Here is a 17,108-nt window from a genome sequence, read left to right on the forward strand (position 1 = left end):
TACCGGTGTACGGCTCGCAAACACGAGGCTAGGGAGCTAAAAGATGAGATGAGTAACGTTGCATTGTCGATGCGCGCAGAAATACCATCCACAAACCGGCTCTAGAGGCTATTGAATGAAGCCGTAGCCCCATTTCAGCGACAAGTGAAAGCGGAAAATCGTCGATACCATCGACAACGTCATCGGTCGTACGGCAGCGATGAGTTGATTTCTACGTGTCCGGTCCGGCCCTCGTTATTTACTTGAGGCGTAGCAATGCCAACCTGTTGGATCATCGCCGGACCGAATGGGGCGGGTAAAACCACATTCGCGCTGGAATACCTACCCAAGGTGGCACACTGTAAGCATTTCATCAATGCCGATCTGATCGCGGCGGGTTTGTCGCCACTGGCTCCCGAGCGGCAACTGATCGCCGCTAGCCGTTTGTTTTTGCGAGAGATTGATCACTGCATCGAGCGGGCGCAAGACTTTGCATTCGAAACCACCCTAGCCGGCCGAAGTTACTTGAAGCTGATTTGTAATTTGAAGGCCGACGGCTGGAGCTGATTTATCTGGCTTTGTCCAACGCCGAGATGTCCGCGCTCCGTGTCGCGGAGCGCGTCGCACATGGAGGACATGATGTTCCGCCTGAGGATATCGTACGGCGTTTTCCGCGTAGTCTATTCAACCTTTTCCATCAATTCGCGGAACTGGCTGATGAAACGCGCTGCTTTATGAACAACGGCAGCCAGCCCGAACTGGTGTTCCGGCAGCGATCGGCTCAGATAGAAATTTTTCACCACGACAATTTTCAGCAGTTGTATCAAGAGGCTCATCTATGACCGCCCAGACAAGCCCGACACCCGACCCAGAATCATTGGCCATGTTGGAAAGCTTGCGCCGCGCGGTCGCCGGCGCATTGGAGCGCAAGCGGCGTTTGGGACAGTACGCGGTCGTCTGGGATGGCCAAGCTCCGATTGCCGTGGGCGAAGATGCGCCGCCGGAGTTGAGATCGCCGGGCCGGGAGACCGAAGGCTGAACGGCGGAAAATAGGCTTCTGCCATCCAGTCGATGCACGGGCCGGGTAATGCACCATTACGCCCGCATCAAGTTGAAAATCGGGGTCGGATTCCCTATGCTCTGCCGACTCCGCGCAGCCCGGTGAGCCGGCGTCTGACGCGACGGCGGGCAGCCCATCGCTCCGCTCCAATTCCAAAGTTAAACGATGAGGGAAAGGCATGACCGACAGCGCCCCTAAGGTTTGGGAGAACGTACCCAGCCCGTTTTGCGGCATCGCATCGGACGACCTGAAAATACAAGTCGAAGGCAACCGCCTGCAGGTATTGGCCAACGGCGACGCCGTCACCGTCGCCGGCTTCGAACAGGCGGTCACCGACACCCAGCCGCGCGTAGCCGGTAAGCCGACGAGCCTGGCGGAAGCCGCCGCCGCCGCTGCCGGTTATCTGCGCGAGGCGCGATTGCCCTTGTTCGGAGGCTTCGGCACCGACGTCAACGACAGCCGCGCCGCCCTTTCCCTGGCCGACCGCACCGGCGCCGTGCTGGATCAGTCGCGCGCCGAAGGCGGTTTGCGCAACTTGCTGGTGCTGGCCGATACCGGCTGGGTGGCGACGACCTTGGCAGAGGTGAAGAACCGCGTCGATGTGCTGGTGGTGTTCGGCAGCGACATCGAGGCCGACTTCCCGCGTTTCTACGAACGCTTCGTGTGGAACAAGGAGACCTTGTTCGGCCAGGACACTTCCAAGCGTGAGGTGATCTACATCGGCCGCGCGCCGTCCGGCGACGCATCCACCGCACCCGATGGACGCAAGGCCAAGGTGCTTGCCGCCGCTCCCGAAGCCTATCCGGCCATTGCCGCCGCGCTGAACGGCCTGGCGCGCGGCGGCATTCTGCAGACCGACAGCGTGGGCGGCATCGCCGTGAGCGAGCTGAAAGCAGTGGTCGAGCGTTTGCAGACCGCGAGTTACAGCGTGCTGACCTGGGCCGCCGGACATCTGGCCTATGCCCATGCCGACCTGACCGTGCAGCAACTCACCCAATTCGTGATTTCGCTCAACCAGTCCGGCAAGACTCGCTCCGCCGCCCTGCCGCTGGGCGGCCAGGACGGCGACCGCACCGCCAGCCAGGTATTCGCCTGGCAGACCGGCTACCCGACCCGCATCAGCTATGCGCGCGGCTATCCCGAATACGATCCTTACCATAACTCCACCGCCCGCCTGCTGGCCGAGGGCGAGGCCGACGCGCTGGTTTGGGTTTCCACCCTGAATGCCAAACAGACGCCGCCCGCCGCATCCATTCCGACTATCGTCATCGGCCGCTCCGGCATGGTTTTCGAAAAGGAACCGGACGTTTACATCCCCGTCGGCGCGCCGGGCATAGACCATGACGGTCACATGTACCGCTGCGACAACGTGGTCTGCCTGCCCCTGCGCAAGCTGCGCGACTCTGGCTTGCCGAGCGGCGCCGAGGTCTTGGCCGCCATCGAACAGGCGATTTGATCCGTAGGATGGGTGTAGCGCAGCGTAACCCATCGTTATCCGGGGTTTGATGGGTTGCGGCTAGCGCCTCCACCCATCCTACGAGAAGTTCTTAGGAGAGTTTCCACATGCTGACCAAACTCACAGGCGGGCGCGTTTACGACCCGGCCCACGGCGTCAACGGCGAGGTGCGCGACATCTGGGTGCGCGACGGCCGTATCGTCGCCTCCCCCGGCGACGCCAAGCCCGACCAGGAATACGACTTGCGCGGCAAGATCGTCATGGCCGGCGCCATCGACATGCACACCCACATCGGCGGCGGCAAGGTCACCATCGCCCGCAACCTGCTGCCGGAAGATCATCGCGGCGATCCGGTGGAGCGCCAGGGCCTGATGCGCGCCGGCTGCGGCCATGCCGTGCCGTCCACGCTGACCACCGGTTATCGCTACGCGGAGATGGGCTACACGGCCGGTTTCGAACCGGCCGTGCTGCCCATTAACGCGCGCCAGGCGCACCAGGAAATGGCCGACGTGCCGCTGCTGGATGTGGGCGGCTACGCCATGCTGGGCAGCGACGATTATTTCCTGCGCCTGTTGTCTTCCGGCAAGAGCCAGGAGGAAATCAACAACTACGTGGCCTGGACCATCCATTCGGCCCAGGCCATCGGCATCAAGGTGGTCAATCCGGGCGGCATCAGCGCATTCAAGTTTAACCAGCGCAGCCTGGACCTGGACGAGCAGCACGCCCATTACGGCGTGACGCCACGCCAGGTGTTGCAGAAGCTGGCGCGCGCGGTGCACGAACTGGGCGTGCCGCATCCCCTGCATGTGCACGGCTGCAACCTGGGCGTGCCCGGCAACGTCGAAACTACGCTGAACACCATAGACGGCATCGAAGGCCTGCCGCTGCATCTGACGCACATCCAGTTCCACAGCTACGGCACCGAGGGCGACCGCAAGTTCTCCTCCGGCGCGGCGCGCATCGCCGAGGCCTTCAACAAGAGCAAGAACCTCACTATCGATGTGGGGCAGATCCTGTTCGGCGCCACCGTCACCGCCTCGGGCGATTCGCAGCGGCAATTCGCCAATGCCGGCCACGCCCACAACGGCAAGTGGGTGTGCATGGACATCGAGTGCGACGCCGGCTGCGGCGTGGTGCCCTTCAAGTACAGGGACAAGAATTTCGTCAACGCGCTGCAATGGGCCATCGGCCTGGAAATCTTCCTGCTGGCTGAAGATCCCTGGCGCATCTTCCTCACCACCGATCATCCCAACGGCGCGCCCTTCACCAGCTATCCGCATCTCATCAAGCTGCTGACCAACAAGAGCTACCGCAACGACCTGCTGGCGACCATCAACCCGGACGCCGCGGCCTTGAGCACTCTGGGATCCATCGACCGGGAATATTCGCTCTACGAAATCGCCATCATGACCCGCGCCGGCGCCGCCAAGCTGCTGGGCCTGTCGGACCGCGGACATCTGGGCGTGGGTGCGGGCGCCGATATCACCGTCTACAGCGAACAGGAAGACGTCGAAAAGATGTTCGCCAAGCCCGATTACGTGTTCAAGGACGGCGAACTGGTGGTCAGGCATGGCGAGGTGGTGAAGATCGTCTGGGGCAACGTCCATACCGTGAAGCCCGAGTTCGACCGGACCCATGTGGAAAAAGATCTGCGCGACTATTTCGACCGCTATCTGACCATGAAACTGGACAACTTCATCATCCGCGACGAGGAAATCGAAGCCGACGGCCGCAGTAAGATAGTCGTGCATCCCTGCGGACGAGCCTGACTCAGCGAGGTATACCGATGAAATGGCAGGAAGTATGCGATGACCCGGCGTTGCGCGATCTTCCCTACAAGATCGAACTCAACGAATGGGGAAAAATCATCATGAGCCCGGCCTCAAACCGACACGGCATTTTACAGGCCGCCCTGGTTCGCGCGCTGGCGCGCGCACGGGAAGACGGCCTGGTAATCGCCGAATGCTCGGTACAGACCAGTAAGGGAGTGAAGGTGGCCGATGTCGCCTGGGCCTCCGCCGAGTTTATGGATCAGCAAGGCGACGTGACGCCTTATCAGAAGGCTCCCGAGGTTTGTATCGAAATATTTTCGCCCAGTAACTCCCCGGCCGAGATGGACGAGAAGAGGGAGCTTTACTTGGCCAAAGGCGCTCAGGAGTTCTGGCTGTGTGACGAACAGGGCCAGATCAGCGTTTTCGACTGCGTCGGGCACTTAGCTGCTTCTCGTCTTTTTCCCAACGTGGACCGCATCGACACGGGTTACCACCATTGATGGCCCGCCATACACGGAGCACCGCATGATAATCAACGGCGTACAAATCGACGACACCTTCGCCGAAGCCTTCCCGATGAAGGCGACCCGGGTCGTCATCACCGCCCAGAACCTGAAATGGGCCTATCACGCGGCCCAGGCCCTGACCGGCTTCGCCACTTCGGTGATCGCCTGCGGCTGCGAGGCGGGTATAGAACGTGAGCTCGATCCGTCCGAGACGCCGGACGGCCGACCCGGCGTCAGCGCCATGATCTTCGCCATGGGCGGCAAGGGCCTGGCCAAGCAGTTGGAAACCCGCGCCGGCCAATGCGTGTTGACCTCGCCCACCTCGGCCCTGTTCGCCGGCATCGAAGGCGGCGACCGCATCGCGCTAGGCAAGAACCTGCGCTTCTTCGGCGACGGCTTCCAGATTTCCAAGCGCATCGCGGGCAACCGCTACTGGCGCGTGCCGGTGATGGACGGCGAGTTCCTGGTGGAGGAAACGACCGGCATGGTGCCTGCGATAGGCGGCGGCAACTTCCTCATACTGGCCGAATCGCAGCCGCAGGCGCTGGCCGCCTGCGAAGCCGCCATCGAGGCCATGAAGAAGATCCCCAACGTCATCATGCCTTTCCCCGGCGGCGTGGTGCGCTCCGGCTCCAAGGTCGGCTCGCGTTACAAGGCGCTGAACGCCTCCACCAATGACGCCTTCTGTCCCACCCTGAAAGGCCAGACCAAGAGCGAACTCTCCCCCGAAATCGAGTCGGTGATGGAGATCGTCATCGACGGCCTGAGCGACGAAGACATCCGGCAGGCCATGCGCGTGGGCATCAAGGCGGCGACCGACCTCGGCTCCGCCAATGGCATACGCCGCGTCAGCGCCGGCAATTACGGCGGCAAGCTGGGTCCGTTCCTGTTCCAGTTGCGGGAAATCATGGCTTAAGAGGATTGCACGAATGAGCGCTTTGACCTTTACCCTCAAGACCGAACTCAAGCAGCGCCTGGATTGCTCCCCGCTGACGCCTAACCTGCTGGCCGGCAAGTCCGTCGCCGAGATCGCCGCCATCGAACTGCAATCCGGCAACCGCAAAGTGCGCGTCGATGCTGTTTTCGACATCACGGGCGACGACGCGGAAGATGTCGCCTTCGCCAAGGCGACGGCCAAGCTGGACTACATCGGCAAGGGCCTGACTGCCGGCTGTATCACCGTGGAAGGCGACGTGGGCGCCTATCTGGGCCAGCAGGCCAAGGGTGGGGCGATTTACGTCAGCGGCAACGCCGGGGCTTACGTGGCCAACGAACTGAAAAACGGCGAAATCGTCATCGGCGGCAATGCCGGCGACTACGTTGGCGCGGCCCTGCCCGGCAACAAGAAAGGCATGCAGGGCGGCATCGTCATCATCAAGGGGAATGCCGGCGATAGGGTGGGCGACCATCTGCGGCGCGGTTCCATCCTGATCGAAGGCAACGCCGGTGCCTATCTTGGCGCGCGCATGACCGCCGGCACCATAGGCGTGCTGGGTTCGGTGGGTGCCTATCCCGGCTACGCCATGAAGCGCGGCACTCTGCTGTTGCTGAATGCTCCCGCCGAGATTCCTCCGACCTTCAACGACTGCGGCACGCATACCCTCGGCTTCCTGCCGCTGCTGCTCAAGGGCTACCATTCCTTCGACACCCGTTTCGCCGGGTTGTCCGACAGTTTGAAGCGGGTGCGCCGCTACGCCGGCGATCTGTCCGGCTTGGGCAAGGGCGAAATTCTGGTCGCCGTGTAGTTCGTAGGGTGGGTTAGACGTGCATCACCCGAGGGTTGCCGGCCCCGTAAGGATTTGCGCACGTCGTAACCCACCGAGAAGCCGCCATTGGTGACGACGTTGTTTGGTGGGTTACGATGCGCGTCAGGTTCGATAGTAGGCGGCAAGCTTAACGATCCGCGCATCTAACCCACCCTACGACCCCAGAAATCGCTCGAGCACGTTATCCAGGAAATTCCAGCCGGTTTCGGTGCAACGGATGCGACCGTCGCAGCGTTCGATCAGGCCGGCTTCTATGCACTCATTTAGGCCTGGTTGCAGGGTCTGATTATCCAGGCCGGTGCGTTCGGCGTAGGCCGCTTCGGGAAAACCTTCCCGCAGTCTCAAATGGTTCATCAGGAATTCGACCGGCAATTCGGCCGGTTCGACGAAGTCGTGCCCGCCGATGCTGGCCGGCCGTCCGGCGTGTTCCAAAAAAAGAGTCGGATGGCGCACCTTCCAGCGCCGGGCGATCCGGCCCGTGATGGGATCGGTCAGCTTGCCGTGGGCACCGGCACCGATGCCTAGATAGTCGCCGAACTGCCAGTAATTGAGGTTGTGCCGGCAGCGCCGGCCGGCCTGGGCGTAGGCGGAAACCTCGTATTGGGCGTAGCCGTGTTCCACCAGCAATCGCTGGCAGGCCCCCTGGATCTCCCAGATCGCTTCATCCCCCGGCAGCGGTGGCGGATATTTGTGAAACAGGGTGTTGGGTTCCAGGGTGAGCTGATAAAACGACAAATGCGTCGGCTTCAGGCTCAAGGCGGTTTCGATATCGACCAGCGCCTGTTCCGTGGTCTGATCGGGCAGGCCGAACATCAGATCCAGATTGAAATTTTCGAAACCGGCTTCCCTGGCCATGTAGGCCGCATTGATGGCTTCCTCGCGGCCGTGGATGCGCCCGAGCCGCTGCAGATGAGCCTCGTCGAAACTCTGTACGCCGATCGATAAACGATTCACGCCCGCCGCGCGATAGCCCTCGAAACGCGCACTTTCCGCCGTGCCGGGATTGGCCTCCAGGGTGATCTCGATGTCGGGCGCCAGCGCCAGCCTTTGCGCGACGCCTTCCAGCAGTTCATCGATGGATAGCGCGGAAAACAGGCTGGGCGTGCCGCCGCCGATGAATATCGTCTCCACGGTGCGGCCCGCCGCCAGCGGCAAATCCTGGTCGAGATCGGCCAGCAGGGCGCTCACATAGGCCTGTTCAGAAACCGAGTCGTTCGCCGCATGCGAATTGAAGTCGCAATACGGGCATTTGCGCACGCACCAGGGAATGTGGATATAAAGACCGAGCGGGGGAGGGTGCAGCATGAGGAAAACAGATGGCGGCGGTTGAGGATTGCAAAGCCGCGCCAGTTTAGCTGAGGGGCGGGCTCAGCGCCCGCCCCTACGGAGTATCAAGCGGCGGGGGTGAAGGTGTAATAAGCCAGGATCAGGTAGCAGATCACCGCCAGGCCGCCGTGGGCGGCGACCAGGCCCTTGGGATGCTCGCCCTTGGCGCGCTTGAAAGAAATGGTGATGCCCAGGCCGATGATGACCACGGCCAAACCGATGTTGGTCCAGACGCGATTGTCCCCACCCAGTGCAGCGAGGATGACCAGCAAAGAGCCCAGCAAAGCGACGCCCGCGTGGGCCAGCGCAAACTGCTTGGAAGAGCCGATTCCCTTGAATACGTCCAGGGCCAACAATACGCCCGCGAGTGCAACGACGGTGAATGCGCCCAAAGCTCCAAATAGCATGACAAACTCCTTAAAAAACGTGAGAAAAGACTGCTTTTAACTACAAGCCCCTACATGTTATTGGGTTGTGTCGCGGCCGGCAAGGCCGGCGAGGACCGCTGTCTGAGCCGGGGATTCATTCCCGGGCGACACGCTTGTATGCCTCCCATTCGGGCAGGAGTAGGGAGCGACCTTTCGTCGCAGGTCCCCGGGTGCCGCAAGGTCTTGATTATCAAAGCGGCAAATTTCCAGTAGAATCCCCGCGATCAGTGCCCCGCTCGGGGCTTCCCTTTTACATCATCCCTCACTTACTTCAGGAGACCCCATGGCGGTAGAACGCACCCTTTCCATCCTCAAGCCCGACGCCGTCGCCAAGAACGTGATCGGTGAAATCTACAGCCGTTTCGAAAAGGCAGGGCTGAAGATCGTCGCCGCCAAACTGACGCACCTGAGCCGCGAGCAGGCCGAAGGTTTCTACGCGGTACACAAGGAGCGTCCTTTCTTCAATGATCTGGTCAAATTCATGATCAGCGGCCCGGTGATCATCCAGGTGCTGGAAGGCGAAAACGCCATTGCGCTGAACCGCGAACTGATGGGCGCCACCAATCCGGCGCAGGCCGCTGCCGGCACCATCCGTGCGGATTTCGCCGACAGCATCGACGAGAACGCCGTGCACGGCTCGGATGGCCCGGATACCGCTGCTCAGGAAATCGCCTATTTCTTCAAGGCCGATGAGCTCCACTCCCGCACCCGTTAATTCGGAGCGTCCGGCTGCGACACCGGCCCCGCCTCTTGCTTCGGCAGGCGAGCGGGGCCCGGTCGTCGAGCCCGTTGCAAAAACCAACCTCCTCGGCCTGAACCGCCAGGCGATGGAGGACTATTTCCGCGCGATCGGCGAGAAGCCGTTCCGCGCCGCTCAAGTGCTGCAGTGGATACACCAGCGCGGCGTCACCGACTTCGACGCCATGAGCAACCTCAGCAAGGCCTTGCGCGCCCGTCTGGCCGAACTGGGCGAAATCCGCCCGCCCGAAATCGTGGTCGACCAGTTGGCGAGCGACGGCACCCGCAAATGGCTGATGCAGGTCGATGCCGTCAACCGCATCGAGACCGTGTTCATCCCCGAGGAAGGACGCGGTACCTTGTGCATCTCCTCCCAGGTCGGCTGCGCCCTGGAATGTTCCTTCTGCTCCACCGCTCGGCAAGGCTTCAACCGCAACCTCGGCGTGGCCGAAATCATCGGCCAACTCTGGGCCGCACAGCAGGCTCTGGGCACCGAAACCCGCATCACCAACGTGGTGCTGATGGGCATGGGCGAGCCGCTGCTGAATTTCGCCAACGTGGTCGCGGCGGTCGATTTGATGCTGGACGACTACGCCTACAGTCTGTCCAAGCGCCGGGTGACCCTCAGCACTTCCGGTGTGGTGCCGGCTCTGGAGCGGCTGGCCGAGGTGACCGACATCAGCCTGGCCGTGTCCCTGCATGCGCCGGATAACGCGCTGCGCGACGAACTGGTGCCGATCAACCGCAAATATCCGCTGGAAGAGCTGTTGCCCGCCTGCAAGCGCTACGTCGGCGAAGGGCGGCGCAAGGTCACCATGGAATACGTGATGCTGGAAGGCGTGAACGACACGCCGGCCCATGCCCGCGCATTGGTGAAGCGGCTGGCGGGCATACCGAGCAAGGTCAATTTGATCCCGTTCAACCCCTTCCCGCAATCTCCCTATCGCTGTTCCAGCCCGGAGACCATCGCGCGTTTCAGCGAGATCCTGCAGAAAGGCGGTCTGATCACCACCACGCGCAAGACCCGCGGCGAGGACATCGACGCCGCCTGCGGCCAATTGGTCGGCAAGGTGCTGGACAAGAGCAAACGCCATGTGCGGATCGAGGCCGCCACGCGATGAATATCCGCGCCGGCTTGTGCGGCTTGCTCGTCCTTGGGTTCGGCGCCTGTTCTTCCGAGACGGTCAAGCACGATCCCAACGAGCCCAGCGCTTCGGAGATCTACGTACGGAAAGGCATCCGCTACATGGAGGAAGGGCAGTTGAACGTTGCCCTGAGCGATTTCAAGCACGCCACCGAACTGGACGATCGCAATGCCCTGGCGCACAACGCCCTAGGCGTGCTGTACGAACGTCTGGCGAATCCGGATGAGGCCGGCAGCCATTACCAGCGTGCCCTGGATCTGGACGAAGAGAATTTCGACATCCGGAACAATTACGGCCGATTTCTCTGCACTCAGGGCAAATACGAGCAGGCCCTGGAACTCCTGCGCAAGATCATCGATTCGAAGCTCTACGACACGCCCTGGGTAGGCCTGACCAACGCCGGCCTGTGCGCGCGTTCCGCCGGCCAGCGCGAACAGGCTGAGGATTATCTGCGGCGGGCCTTGGAGCGCAATCCCACCTTTCCGCCGGCCTTGCTCGAAATGGCCCGGCTGAGCCTGGAAAGCGGCCAGCATCTGTCGGCCCGTGCCTTTCTACAGCGTTACGAATCCGTGGCCGAACGCGATGCCGCGTCGCTCTGGCTGGGCATGCAGGTCGAACACGCCCTGGGCAACCGCGATGCCGCGGCCGAATATTACAAAGCCTTGCTCGCCCGTTTCCCGGACAGCCGGGAGGCCCAGCAGGCGCGCAAACTGCCTAACTATTAGTCACCAAAAACCTACATGACGGACAACATACAAGCCATCCGGGGCATGCACGACATCCTCCCGGAGCACAGCGGGCGCTGGCAGGGCGTGGAGCAAGCCATACGGCGCGTCCTGCCGGCCTACGGCTACCAGGAAATCCGCCTGCCCATCGTTGAGAAGACCGAGCTGTTCAAGCGCTCCATCGGCGAAGTCACGGACATCGTCGAAAAGGAAATGTACACCTTCGAGGACCGCAACGGCGATTCGCTCACCCTGCGCCCCGAAGGCACGGCCGGCTGTTTGCGCGCCTGCCTGGAACACGGCCTGCTGCATTACCCCAGCCATCGCTTGTGGTATCTGGGGCCGATGTTCCGCCACGAACGTCCGCAAAAAGGCCGCTACCGCCAGTTTCACCAGATGGGCGTGGAGGCCTACGGCATGGCCGGCCCGGATATCGATGCCGAGCTGATCCTGCTCAGCCGCCGGCTGTGGAAGGAACTGGGTGTGGAGCACAAGCTGGAACTCCAGCTGAATACCCTGGGCACGCTGGAAGAGCGTCATCGCTACCGGGAAGAGTTGGTCGAATATTTCCGGGGACACTACGAGAAACTCGACGAGGACAGCCAGCGCCGGCTGGAAGGCAATCCCCTGCGCATCCTCGACAGCAAGAATCCCGATCTGTACGAACTGATCGCTGCCGCCCCAGTGCTGCACGATTACCTGGGCGAGGAATCGCGAGCCCATTTCGACGGCCTCAAGCGGGCGCTGGACGATGCCGGCCTGAACTACAGCCTCAATCCCCGCCTGGTGCGCGGCCTGGATTATTACTCCAAGACCGTGTTCGAGTGGGTCACCACCGAACTGGGCGCGCAAGGCACGGTTTGCGCCGGCGGCCGCTACGACGGGCTGATCGCGCAGTTGGGCGGCAAGGCTTCGCACGCGGTCGGTTTCGCGCTGGGCATGGAGCGCCTGATCGACCTGATCGATCAGCCGGAACGTTACGACGCCCTGCAAACGCCGCATGCCTACTTCATCAAGGTGGGCGAGGAAGCGGAGCGGGCTGGCGCGCTCCTGGCGGAACGCCTGCGCGATGCCCTGCCCGGGCTGCGCCTGGCGGTCAACTGCGGCGGCGGCAACTTCAAGGCTCAGTTCAAGCGGGCCGACCGCAGCGGCGCGCCGATCGCGCTGATCCTGGGCGGCGACGAAGCGCGCGACCAGCTCATCGGCGTCAAGCGGCTGCGCGAGGAAGTCCCGCAGCAGACGCTGAAACAATCGGAACTCATCTCTTACCTGCAATCCCTGATCTGATACGAGGCCACGAATGGAAGTTTATCTTTCCGAGGAAGAGCGCGTCGACGCGCTGAAAAAATGGGTTAAGGAAAACTATCGCTCCGCCATCGTCGGCGTCGCCCTGGGGCTGGCCGTGATGGGCGGCTGGAACGCCTGGCAAACGAACAAGCGCCACAAGGCCGAAGAGGCCTCCGCGCTCTACCAAAATCTGCTCAAGGCGGTCGAGGCCAAGCAAACCGATCCGGCCAAGCAGCTCAGCCAGCGCCTGGTCGACAATTACCAGGGCACCCTATACGCCACCTATGGCGCGCTGTTCCAAGCCAAGCTCAAGGTCGAGGCCGGCGATCTGGCCGGCGCCAAGCAAACCCTGGCCGATCTGCTCAACGCCACCAAGGACGATGCCTTCAAACATGTCATCCGCATCCGCCTGGCCAACGTGTTGCTGGCCTTGGGCGAGGCGAAGGAGGCCCTGGGCCTGATCGAGCCTCTGCCGCGCGACAAGGTCGGCGAGTTCGAAAGCGTTTACGAGGTCCTCAAGGGCGATGCCTACGTGGCCGTCGACCGGGTGGACGACGCCCGCAAGGCCTACGAGAAAGCCAAGCAGCTCGGCGATGCTTCGCCCGGTCTGCAGCTCAAACTCGACAACCTGGCGGTCGACGTCGCCAAACCGGTCTCCTGATGCGCAAACTTTCGCTGTTACTGCTCGCCGGCGTGCTGCTTACCGGTTGCGCCGGCCTGGACACGCTGCGCGATGCCTATGAGGGCATAGGCGAATATTTCGGCGGCAAGGACAATGCCGAACCGCCGCGCGAGCTCGCCGACGAGTTCGAAAATAAGCTCAAGTTGTCCGTGCTGTGGGACGCCACCGTGGGCAAGGGCTACGACGGCCAGTATCTCAACCTGGTTCCCGCCGCCGACGAGTCCGCCGTTTACGCGGCGGACCGGCGCGGCGAAATCCAGGCGCGCAACCGGCTGAGCGGCGACAAACTCTGGTCCGTCGAAACCGAGCTGGCGATCTCTGCAGGGCCGGTGGTGGACGGCGGCAAATTGCTGGTCGGCAGCAGCAATGCCGAGGTCGCGGCTTACAATACCGCCGATGGCGCGCTGCTGTGGAAAACCACCGTATCCAGCGAAATCCTCGCCTTGCCTCGTATCGGGCGCGGCGTCGTGGTGGTGCGCGGCAGCGATGGCCACCTGATCGGTTTGGACGAAAACAACGGCGCCACCCTGTGGACCTATGAGCGCGGCACCCCCGCGCTCTCCGTGCGCAGTCTGGGCTCGCCCCTGGTCGTCGAGGATCTGGTCATAGACGGCTATGCCAGCGGCAAGCTGGTGGCTTTGAACGTCAAGGACGGCAAACTGGCGTGGGAGGCTACGGTGGCCCTGCCGCACGGGCGTTCGGAAATCGAGCGCCTGGTCGACGTCGATTCGGTGCCGGTGGTGCGCGGCGACACGCTTTATGTCAGCGGTTATCAGGGCGGGGTCGCGGCCGTATCGCTCAAGGACGGCGAAGTGCTCTGGCGGCAGGAGAAGATCTCTTCCTATTCCGGCCTGGCCGCGAGCCGCCGGCAGCTTTTCCTCTCCGACGCCAGCAGCGACGTCTGGCAGCTCGACATGCGCGACGGCGGCGATCTCTGGAAGCAGGACGAACTGCACCAGCGCAAGCTGACTGCGCCGGTGCTGGTAAAGAATTACGCGGTGGTGGGCGACTTCGAAGGCTATCTGCATGTCTTGTCGCAAGACGACGGTAGTCTCCAGGCCCGGCTCCAGGTCGACGACAGCGCCATTCGGGAGGCTCCGGTGGTCTACGACGACGTGCTGTACGTTTACAGCGCGGACGGCAAACTTTCTGCGGTGTCGGTCGAATGAGCATGTTACCCGTCATCGCCCTGGTCGGGCGCCCCAATGTGGGCAAGTCCACCTTGTTCAACGTCCTCACGAAGTCCCGCGACGCGCTGGTCGCCGATTTTCCCGGCCTCACCCGCGATCGTCAGTACGGACTGGCCAAGCGCGGCCGGCGCCCCTTCCTGGTGGTGGATACCGGCGGCATCATCGAGCAGGCGGAGGGCATCGAAGACCAGGCGATGCGCCAGGTCTGGAGCGCCCTGGACGAAGCCGACGTGATCCTGTTCCTGGTCGACGCCCGTGCCGGCCTGAACCCGGCCGACGAGGCCATCGCGCAGAAACTGCGCAGGACCAGCAAGCCCGTGCTGCTGGTCGCCAACAAGACCGAAGGCCTGAATCCCGAACTGGCGGCCGCCGAATTCCACCGCATGGGCCTGAGCGGCCAGCCGCACCCCATCGCCGCCGCCCATGGCACCGGCGTTGCGGAACTGGTGGAGTATGTCGAAAGCCTGCTGCCCGCGCGCGATGAAACCGGTGTGGATGAGGCAGACGAGCAAACCGGCGTGCGCATCGCCGTCATCGGCAGGCCCAACGTGGGCAAGTCCACCCTGGTCAACCGCCTGCTGGGCGAGGAGCGCGTCGTGGTCTACGACCAGCCCGGCACCACCCGCGACAGCATCTACATCCCCTTCGAACGCGAAGGCACCCGCTACACCCTGATCGATACGGCGGGCATACGCCGTCGCGCGCGGGTCGGCGAGGGCATCGAAAAATTCAGCGTCATCAAGTCCCTGCAGGCGATCGAGCGCGCCCATGTGGTCATCTATCTGATCGACGCCCGCGAAGGCGTCACCGACCAGGACGCCAATCTGCTAGGCATGGTGCTCGATACGGGCCGCAGCTTGATCGTCGGCTTGAACAAATGGGACGGCATGAGCCAGGATCAGCGCGATCAGATCAAGCGGCAGATCGACCTCAAGCTGACGTTCGTCGACTTCGCCGAGAAACGCTATCTCTCGGCACTGCACGGCACCGGTGTGGGCAAGTTGCTGGAGGAAGTGGACCGCATCCACGAACAGTCCATGCGCAAGCTGTCCGCGTCCAAGCTGACCGACATCCTCATGCGCGCCCAGGCAAAGCATCAGCCGCCGCTGGTCCGCGGCCGCCGCATCCGCCTGAAGTTCGCCCACCAGGGCGGCCACAACCCGCCGACCATCATCATCCACGGCAACCAGACCGACGAGGTGCCGGGGTCTTACACGCGCTATCTGATCAATGTGTTCCGCGACTTCCTCAAGCTTGACGGCACGCCGATCAAGCTGGAATACCGGGTCGGCGACAACCCGTTCAAGGACAGGAAGAACGTGCTGACCGAGCGGCAGATCCAGAAACGCCGCCGTTTGATGAAGCACGTGAAGAAAAAATGACGCGGATTTCGCTCGTCGTCGCCATGGCCGCCAACCGGGTGATCGGCAAGGACGGGCGCATGCCCTGGCATCTGTCCGCGGATCTCAAATATTTCAAGGAAGTCACCTGGGGCAAGCCCATATTGATGGGGCGCGTCACCCACGAAGCCATAGGCCGGCCGTTGCCCGGGCGGCAAAACCTGGTGCTCACGCATGACACCGGTTACGAGGCCCCCGGTTGCACCGTGGTGCACAGCCTGGACGAAGCGCGCGCGGCGCTGCCGGTGGACTGCGCAGAACTGATGGTGATCGGCGGCGCCTCGCTCTACCAAGCCTTCCTGCCGCAAGCCGACCGGCTCTACCTCACCCTGATACACCGCGAATTCGACGGGGACACTTATTTCCCGGACTACGATGCCGGGTCCTGGCGAGAGTTATCCCGCCGAGAGATCAGCGACGACGCGGCCGTCGACTACCGATACGAGTTTCTGGTTCTCGAGAAAATCCACCGATCGGGAATGGCATCTATTCTTGCTCCGACCTGACTCATCACGGCCTCATCTCACCCCAGCCCCGCTCCATGCCGCCGGATTCCAACCCCAACGCGGATCATGCCGCGCACCGCAGCTATGTTATCGGACTGGCTCTGCTCGTCGCGGTTTTTTCCGCGCTGGTGCTGGGCCTGGGGGCGTATTGGGGGCCTTTGCAAGGCGATCTGACCCGCACCGGCGGCTTTCCCGAGCGGGACTACGGCTGGACGCAACCCCAGGAAGGCTACAAGCAACCGCTATCGGTCTACGGAAGCTACGACCGCTACTACGACGTGGTCGTGCTGGGCGATTCCTTCTCCAACACCCAGATGCCTTATCAGTGGCAGAACTACCTCGCCGCGCATACCGGCTGGTCGGTCGCCACGCTGCACGCGACCAAGGTGCCGCTGGCCTCGGTACTATCCAATCCGGTATTTCTCGCCACACCGCCCAAGCTGTTCGTCTACGAGCGGGTCGAACGCCTGCTGACGCGCGAATTCGCGCAACAACCCAAGACCTGCGCCGAGCATCCCGCCCCCGCGGGCTTCCATCTGACTGCGGGGCGGCCGCTGCCGGTGGAGAAGTATCTAGTCGACTACGCCAACCCGCCGTCCGCCTACCTCAGCCATGGCTACGTATTCGCCTATCTGCAACGCATGCTGCGCCGGCATTACGGCGGGCGGGTCGGCGCGCTGGAGTTTCCGCTGACCCGCGCGGACTTGTTTTCCAACCGTAAGCCGCAATCCGTGCTGGTCTATGTGGAAGATCTCATTGGCCGCCCCTGGACGCCCGACAATATCCGCCAAATCCGTTGCGGGCTGGCCTCCGTGGAAACCCAGGTCGAAGCCAACGGCAAGACGCGCTTCATCCCCATGCTGATACCGGACAAGCTGACGGCTTACAGCCCTTATATGGCGAACCCAAACGACAGTTGGCGCAGCCATCTGGAAAACCTGCTCGCCGGCACCCCCTGGCTGCCCGATCTGCTGACGCCGATGCGCGCGGCACTGGAGCAAGGCGTCAAGGATCTTTATTTGCCCAACGACACGCATTGGGGTGCCACGGGCCACCGCCTGGGCGCCGAGGTCCTGCTGAACGCGCTCAAACCCGCCCCGGCTGCGACCGGCCAGCTTAACCAATCGCTTCCGCAGCCCTAG

The 17,108-nt window shown here is 62.7% G+C and carries 19 protein-coding genes; 16 read left to right on the forward strand and 3 right to left on the reverse strand.

What is annotated here, in order from left to right; all coding sequences use genetic code 11:
- The first annotated feature begins 255 nt into the window (after positions 1-255).
- Entirely contained in the window at positions 256-546 is a 291-nt protein-coding gene (locus JWZ97_RS17375) for a hypothetical protein (protein ID WP_205431739.1), read from the forward strand.
- Between the two features lie 113 nt (positions 547-659).
- On the opposite strand, the gene JWZ97_RS17380 is transcribed toward JWZ97_RS17375, so the two are convergent.
- The gene (locus tag JWZ97_RS17380) at positions 660-815 is read right to left on the reverse strand and encodes a hypothetical protein (RefSeq protein ID WP_205431740.1); all 156 of its coding nucleotides are present in this window, start codon (positions 813-815) and stop codon (positions 660-662) included.
- A 2-nt stretch (positions 816-817) separates the two neighbouring features.
- On the opposite strand from JWZ97_RS17380, the gene JWZ97_RS17385 reads away from it, so the two are divergent.
- The 6 genes from JWZ97_RS17385 to JWZ97_RS17410 all read left to right on the forward strand — a co-directional run bounded on the left by JWZ97_RS17385 (position 818) and on the right by JWZ97_RS17410 (position 6,518).
- Positions 818-1,018 carry a hypothetical protein gene (locus tag JWZ97_RS17385; RefSeq protein WP_205431742.1) on the forward strand — a complete coding sequence of 67 codons (201 nt, stop codon included), beginning with the start codon at positions 818-820 and terminating at the stop codon, positions 1,016-1,018.
- Positions 1,019-1,217: 199 nt separating this feature from the next.
- Positions 1,218-2,495: a formylmethanofuran dehydrogenase subunit B gene (locus JWZ97_RS17390; RefSeq protein WP_205431744.1), complete on the forward strand. Its 1,278-nt coding sequence runs from the start codon at positions 1,218-1,220 to the stop codon at positions 2,493-2,495.
- A 107-nt stretch (positions 2,496-2,602) separates the two neighbouring features.
- Positions 2,603-4,264, forward strand: coding sequence for a formylmethanofuran dehydrogenase subunit A (locus tag JWZ97_RS17395; protein WP_205431746.1), 1,662 nt, complete (start codon positions 2,603-2,605; stop codon positions 4,262-4,264).
- A 17-nt stretch (positions 4,265-4,281) separates the two neighbouring features.
- Positions 4,282-4,767 carry a Uma2 family endonuclease gene (locus JWZ97_RS17400; protein WP_205431748.1) on the forward strand — a complete coding sequence of 162 codons (486 nt, stop codon included), beginning with the start codon at positions 4,282-4,284 and terminating at the stop codon, positions 4,765-4,767.
- Between the two features lie 25 nt (positions 4,768-4,792).
- On the forward strand, positions 4,793-5,689 hold the full coding sequence (gene fhcD / locus JWZ97_RS17405) for a formylmethanofuran--tetrahydromethanopterin N-formyltransferase (protein ID WP_205431753.1): 897 nt from the start codon (positions 4,793-4,795) through the stop codon (positions 5,687-5,689).
- A 13-nt stretch (positions 5,690-5,702) separates the two neighbouring features.
- Positions 5,703-6,518 carry a formylmethanofuran dehydrogenase subunit C gene (locus tag JWZ97_RS17410; RefSeq protein ID WP_205431754.1) on the forward strand — a complete coding sequence of 272 codons (816 nt, stop codon included), beginning with the start codon at positions 5,703-5,705 and terminating at the stop codon, positions 6,516-6,518.
- A gap of 174 nt (positions 6,519-6,692) precedes the next feature.
- Here JWZ97_RS17410 and hemW read toward each other — a convergent pair whose 3' ends face one another.
- Positions 6,693-7,844, reverse strand: coding sequence for a radical SAM family heme chaperone HemW (gene hemW / locus JWZ97_RS17415; RefSeq protein WP_205431758.1), 1,152 nt, complete (start codon positions 7,842-7,844; stop codon positions 6,693-6,695).
- 86 nt (positions 7,845-7,930) lie between these two features.
- On the reverse strand, positions 7,931-8,272 hold the full coding sequence (locus JWZ97_RS17420) for a hypothetical protein (RefSeq protein ID WP_205431759.1): 342 nt from the start codon (positions 8,270-8,272) through the stop codon (positions 7,931-7,933).
- Between the two features lie 304 nt (positions 8,273-8,576).
- Here JWZ97_RS17420 and ndk point away from each other — a divergent pair, with 304 nt between their 5' ends.
- From ndk to JWZ97_RS17465, 9 genes are all read left to right on the forward strand, one after another.
- On the forward strand, positions 8,577-9,008 hold the full coding sequence (gene ndk, locus JWZ97_RS17425) for a nucleoside-diphosphate kinase (RefSeq protein ID WP_205431760.1): 432 nt from the start codon (positions 8,577-8,579) through the stop codon (positions 9,006-9,008).
- 112 nt (positions 9,009-9,120) lie between these two features.
- Positions 9,121-10,152, forward strand: coding sequence for a 23S rRNA (adenine(2503)-C(2))-methyltransferase RlmN (rlmN, locus tag JWZ97_RS17430; protein ID WP_240342605.1), 1,032 nt, complete (start codon positions 9,121-9,123; stop codon positions 10,150-10,152).
- A complete protein-coding gene (gene pilW, locus JWZ97_RS17435) occupies positions 10,149-10,901 on the forward strand; it encodes a type IV pilus biogenesis/stability protein PilW (RefSeq protein WP_205431769.1) in 753 nt (250 codons plus the stop codon). Before rlmN ends, pilW begins: the two co-directional genes overlap by 4 nt.
- 15 nt (positions 10,902-10,916) lie before the next feature.
- Complete coding sequence (gene hisS / locus JWZ97_RS17440) at positions 10,917-12,188, forward strand: histidine--tRNA ligase (RefSeq protein ID WP_205431771.1); 1,272 nt, start codon at positions 10,917-10,919, stop codon at positions 12,186-12,188.
- Positions 12,189-12,201: 13 nt separating this feature from the next.
- Positions 12,202-12,849: a tetratricopeptide repeat protein gene (locus JWZ97_RS17445; protein WP_205431773.1), complete on the forward strand. Its 648-nt coding sequence runs from the start codon at positions 12,202-12,204 to the stop codon at positions 12,847-12,849.
- Positions 12,849-14,039, forward strand: a complete 1,191-nt coding sequence (bamB, locus tag JWZ97_RS17450; RefSeq protein ID WP_205431775.1) for an outer membrane protein assembly factor BamB — start codon at positions 12,849-12,851, stop codon at positions 14,037-14,039. Before JWZ97_RS17445 ends, bamB begins: the two co-directional genes overlap by 1 nt.
- Before the next feature lie 2 nt (positions 14,040-14,041).
- Complete coding sequence (der, locus tag JWZ97_RS17455) at positions 14,042-15,442, forward strand: ribosome biogenesis GTPase Der (protein ID WP_205434710.1); 1,401 nt, start codon at positions 14,042-14,044, stop codon at positions 15,440-15,442.
- Positions 15,439-15,966, forward strand: a complete 528-nt coding sequence (locus JWZ97_RS17460) for a dihydrofolate reductase (RefSeq protein WP_205431777.1) — start codon at positions 15,439-15,441, stop codon at positions 15,964-15,966. Before der ends, JWZ97_RS17460 begins: the two co-directional genes overlap by 4 nt.
- A gap of 35 nt (positions 15,967-16,001) precedes the next feature.
- The gene (locus JWZ97_RS17465) at positions 16,002-17,108 is read left to right on the forward strand and encodes a hypothetical protein (RefSeq protein ID WP_205431779.1); all 1,107 of its coding nucleotides are present in this window, start codon (positions 16,002-16,004) and stop codon (positions 17,106-17,108) included.

Origin of the sequence: Methylococcus sp. EFPC2 (assembly GCF_016925495.1) — a bacterium.
Classification (GTDB): domain Bacteria; phylum Pseudomonadota; class Gammaproteobacteria; order Methylococcales; family Methylococcaceae; genus EFPC2.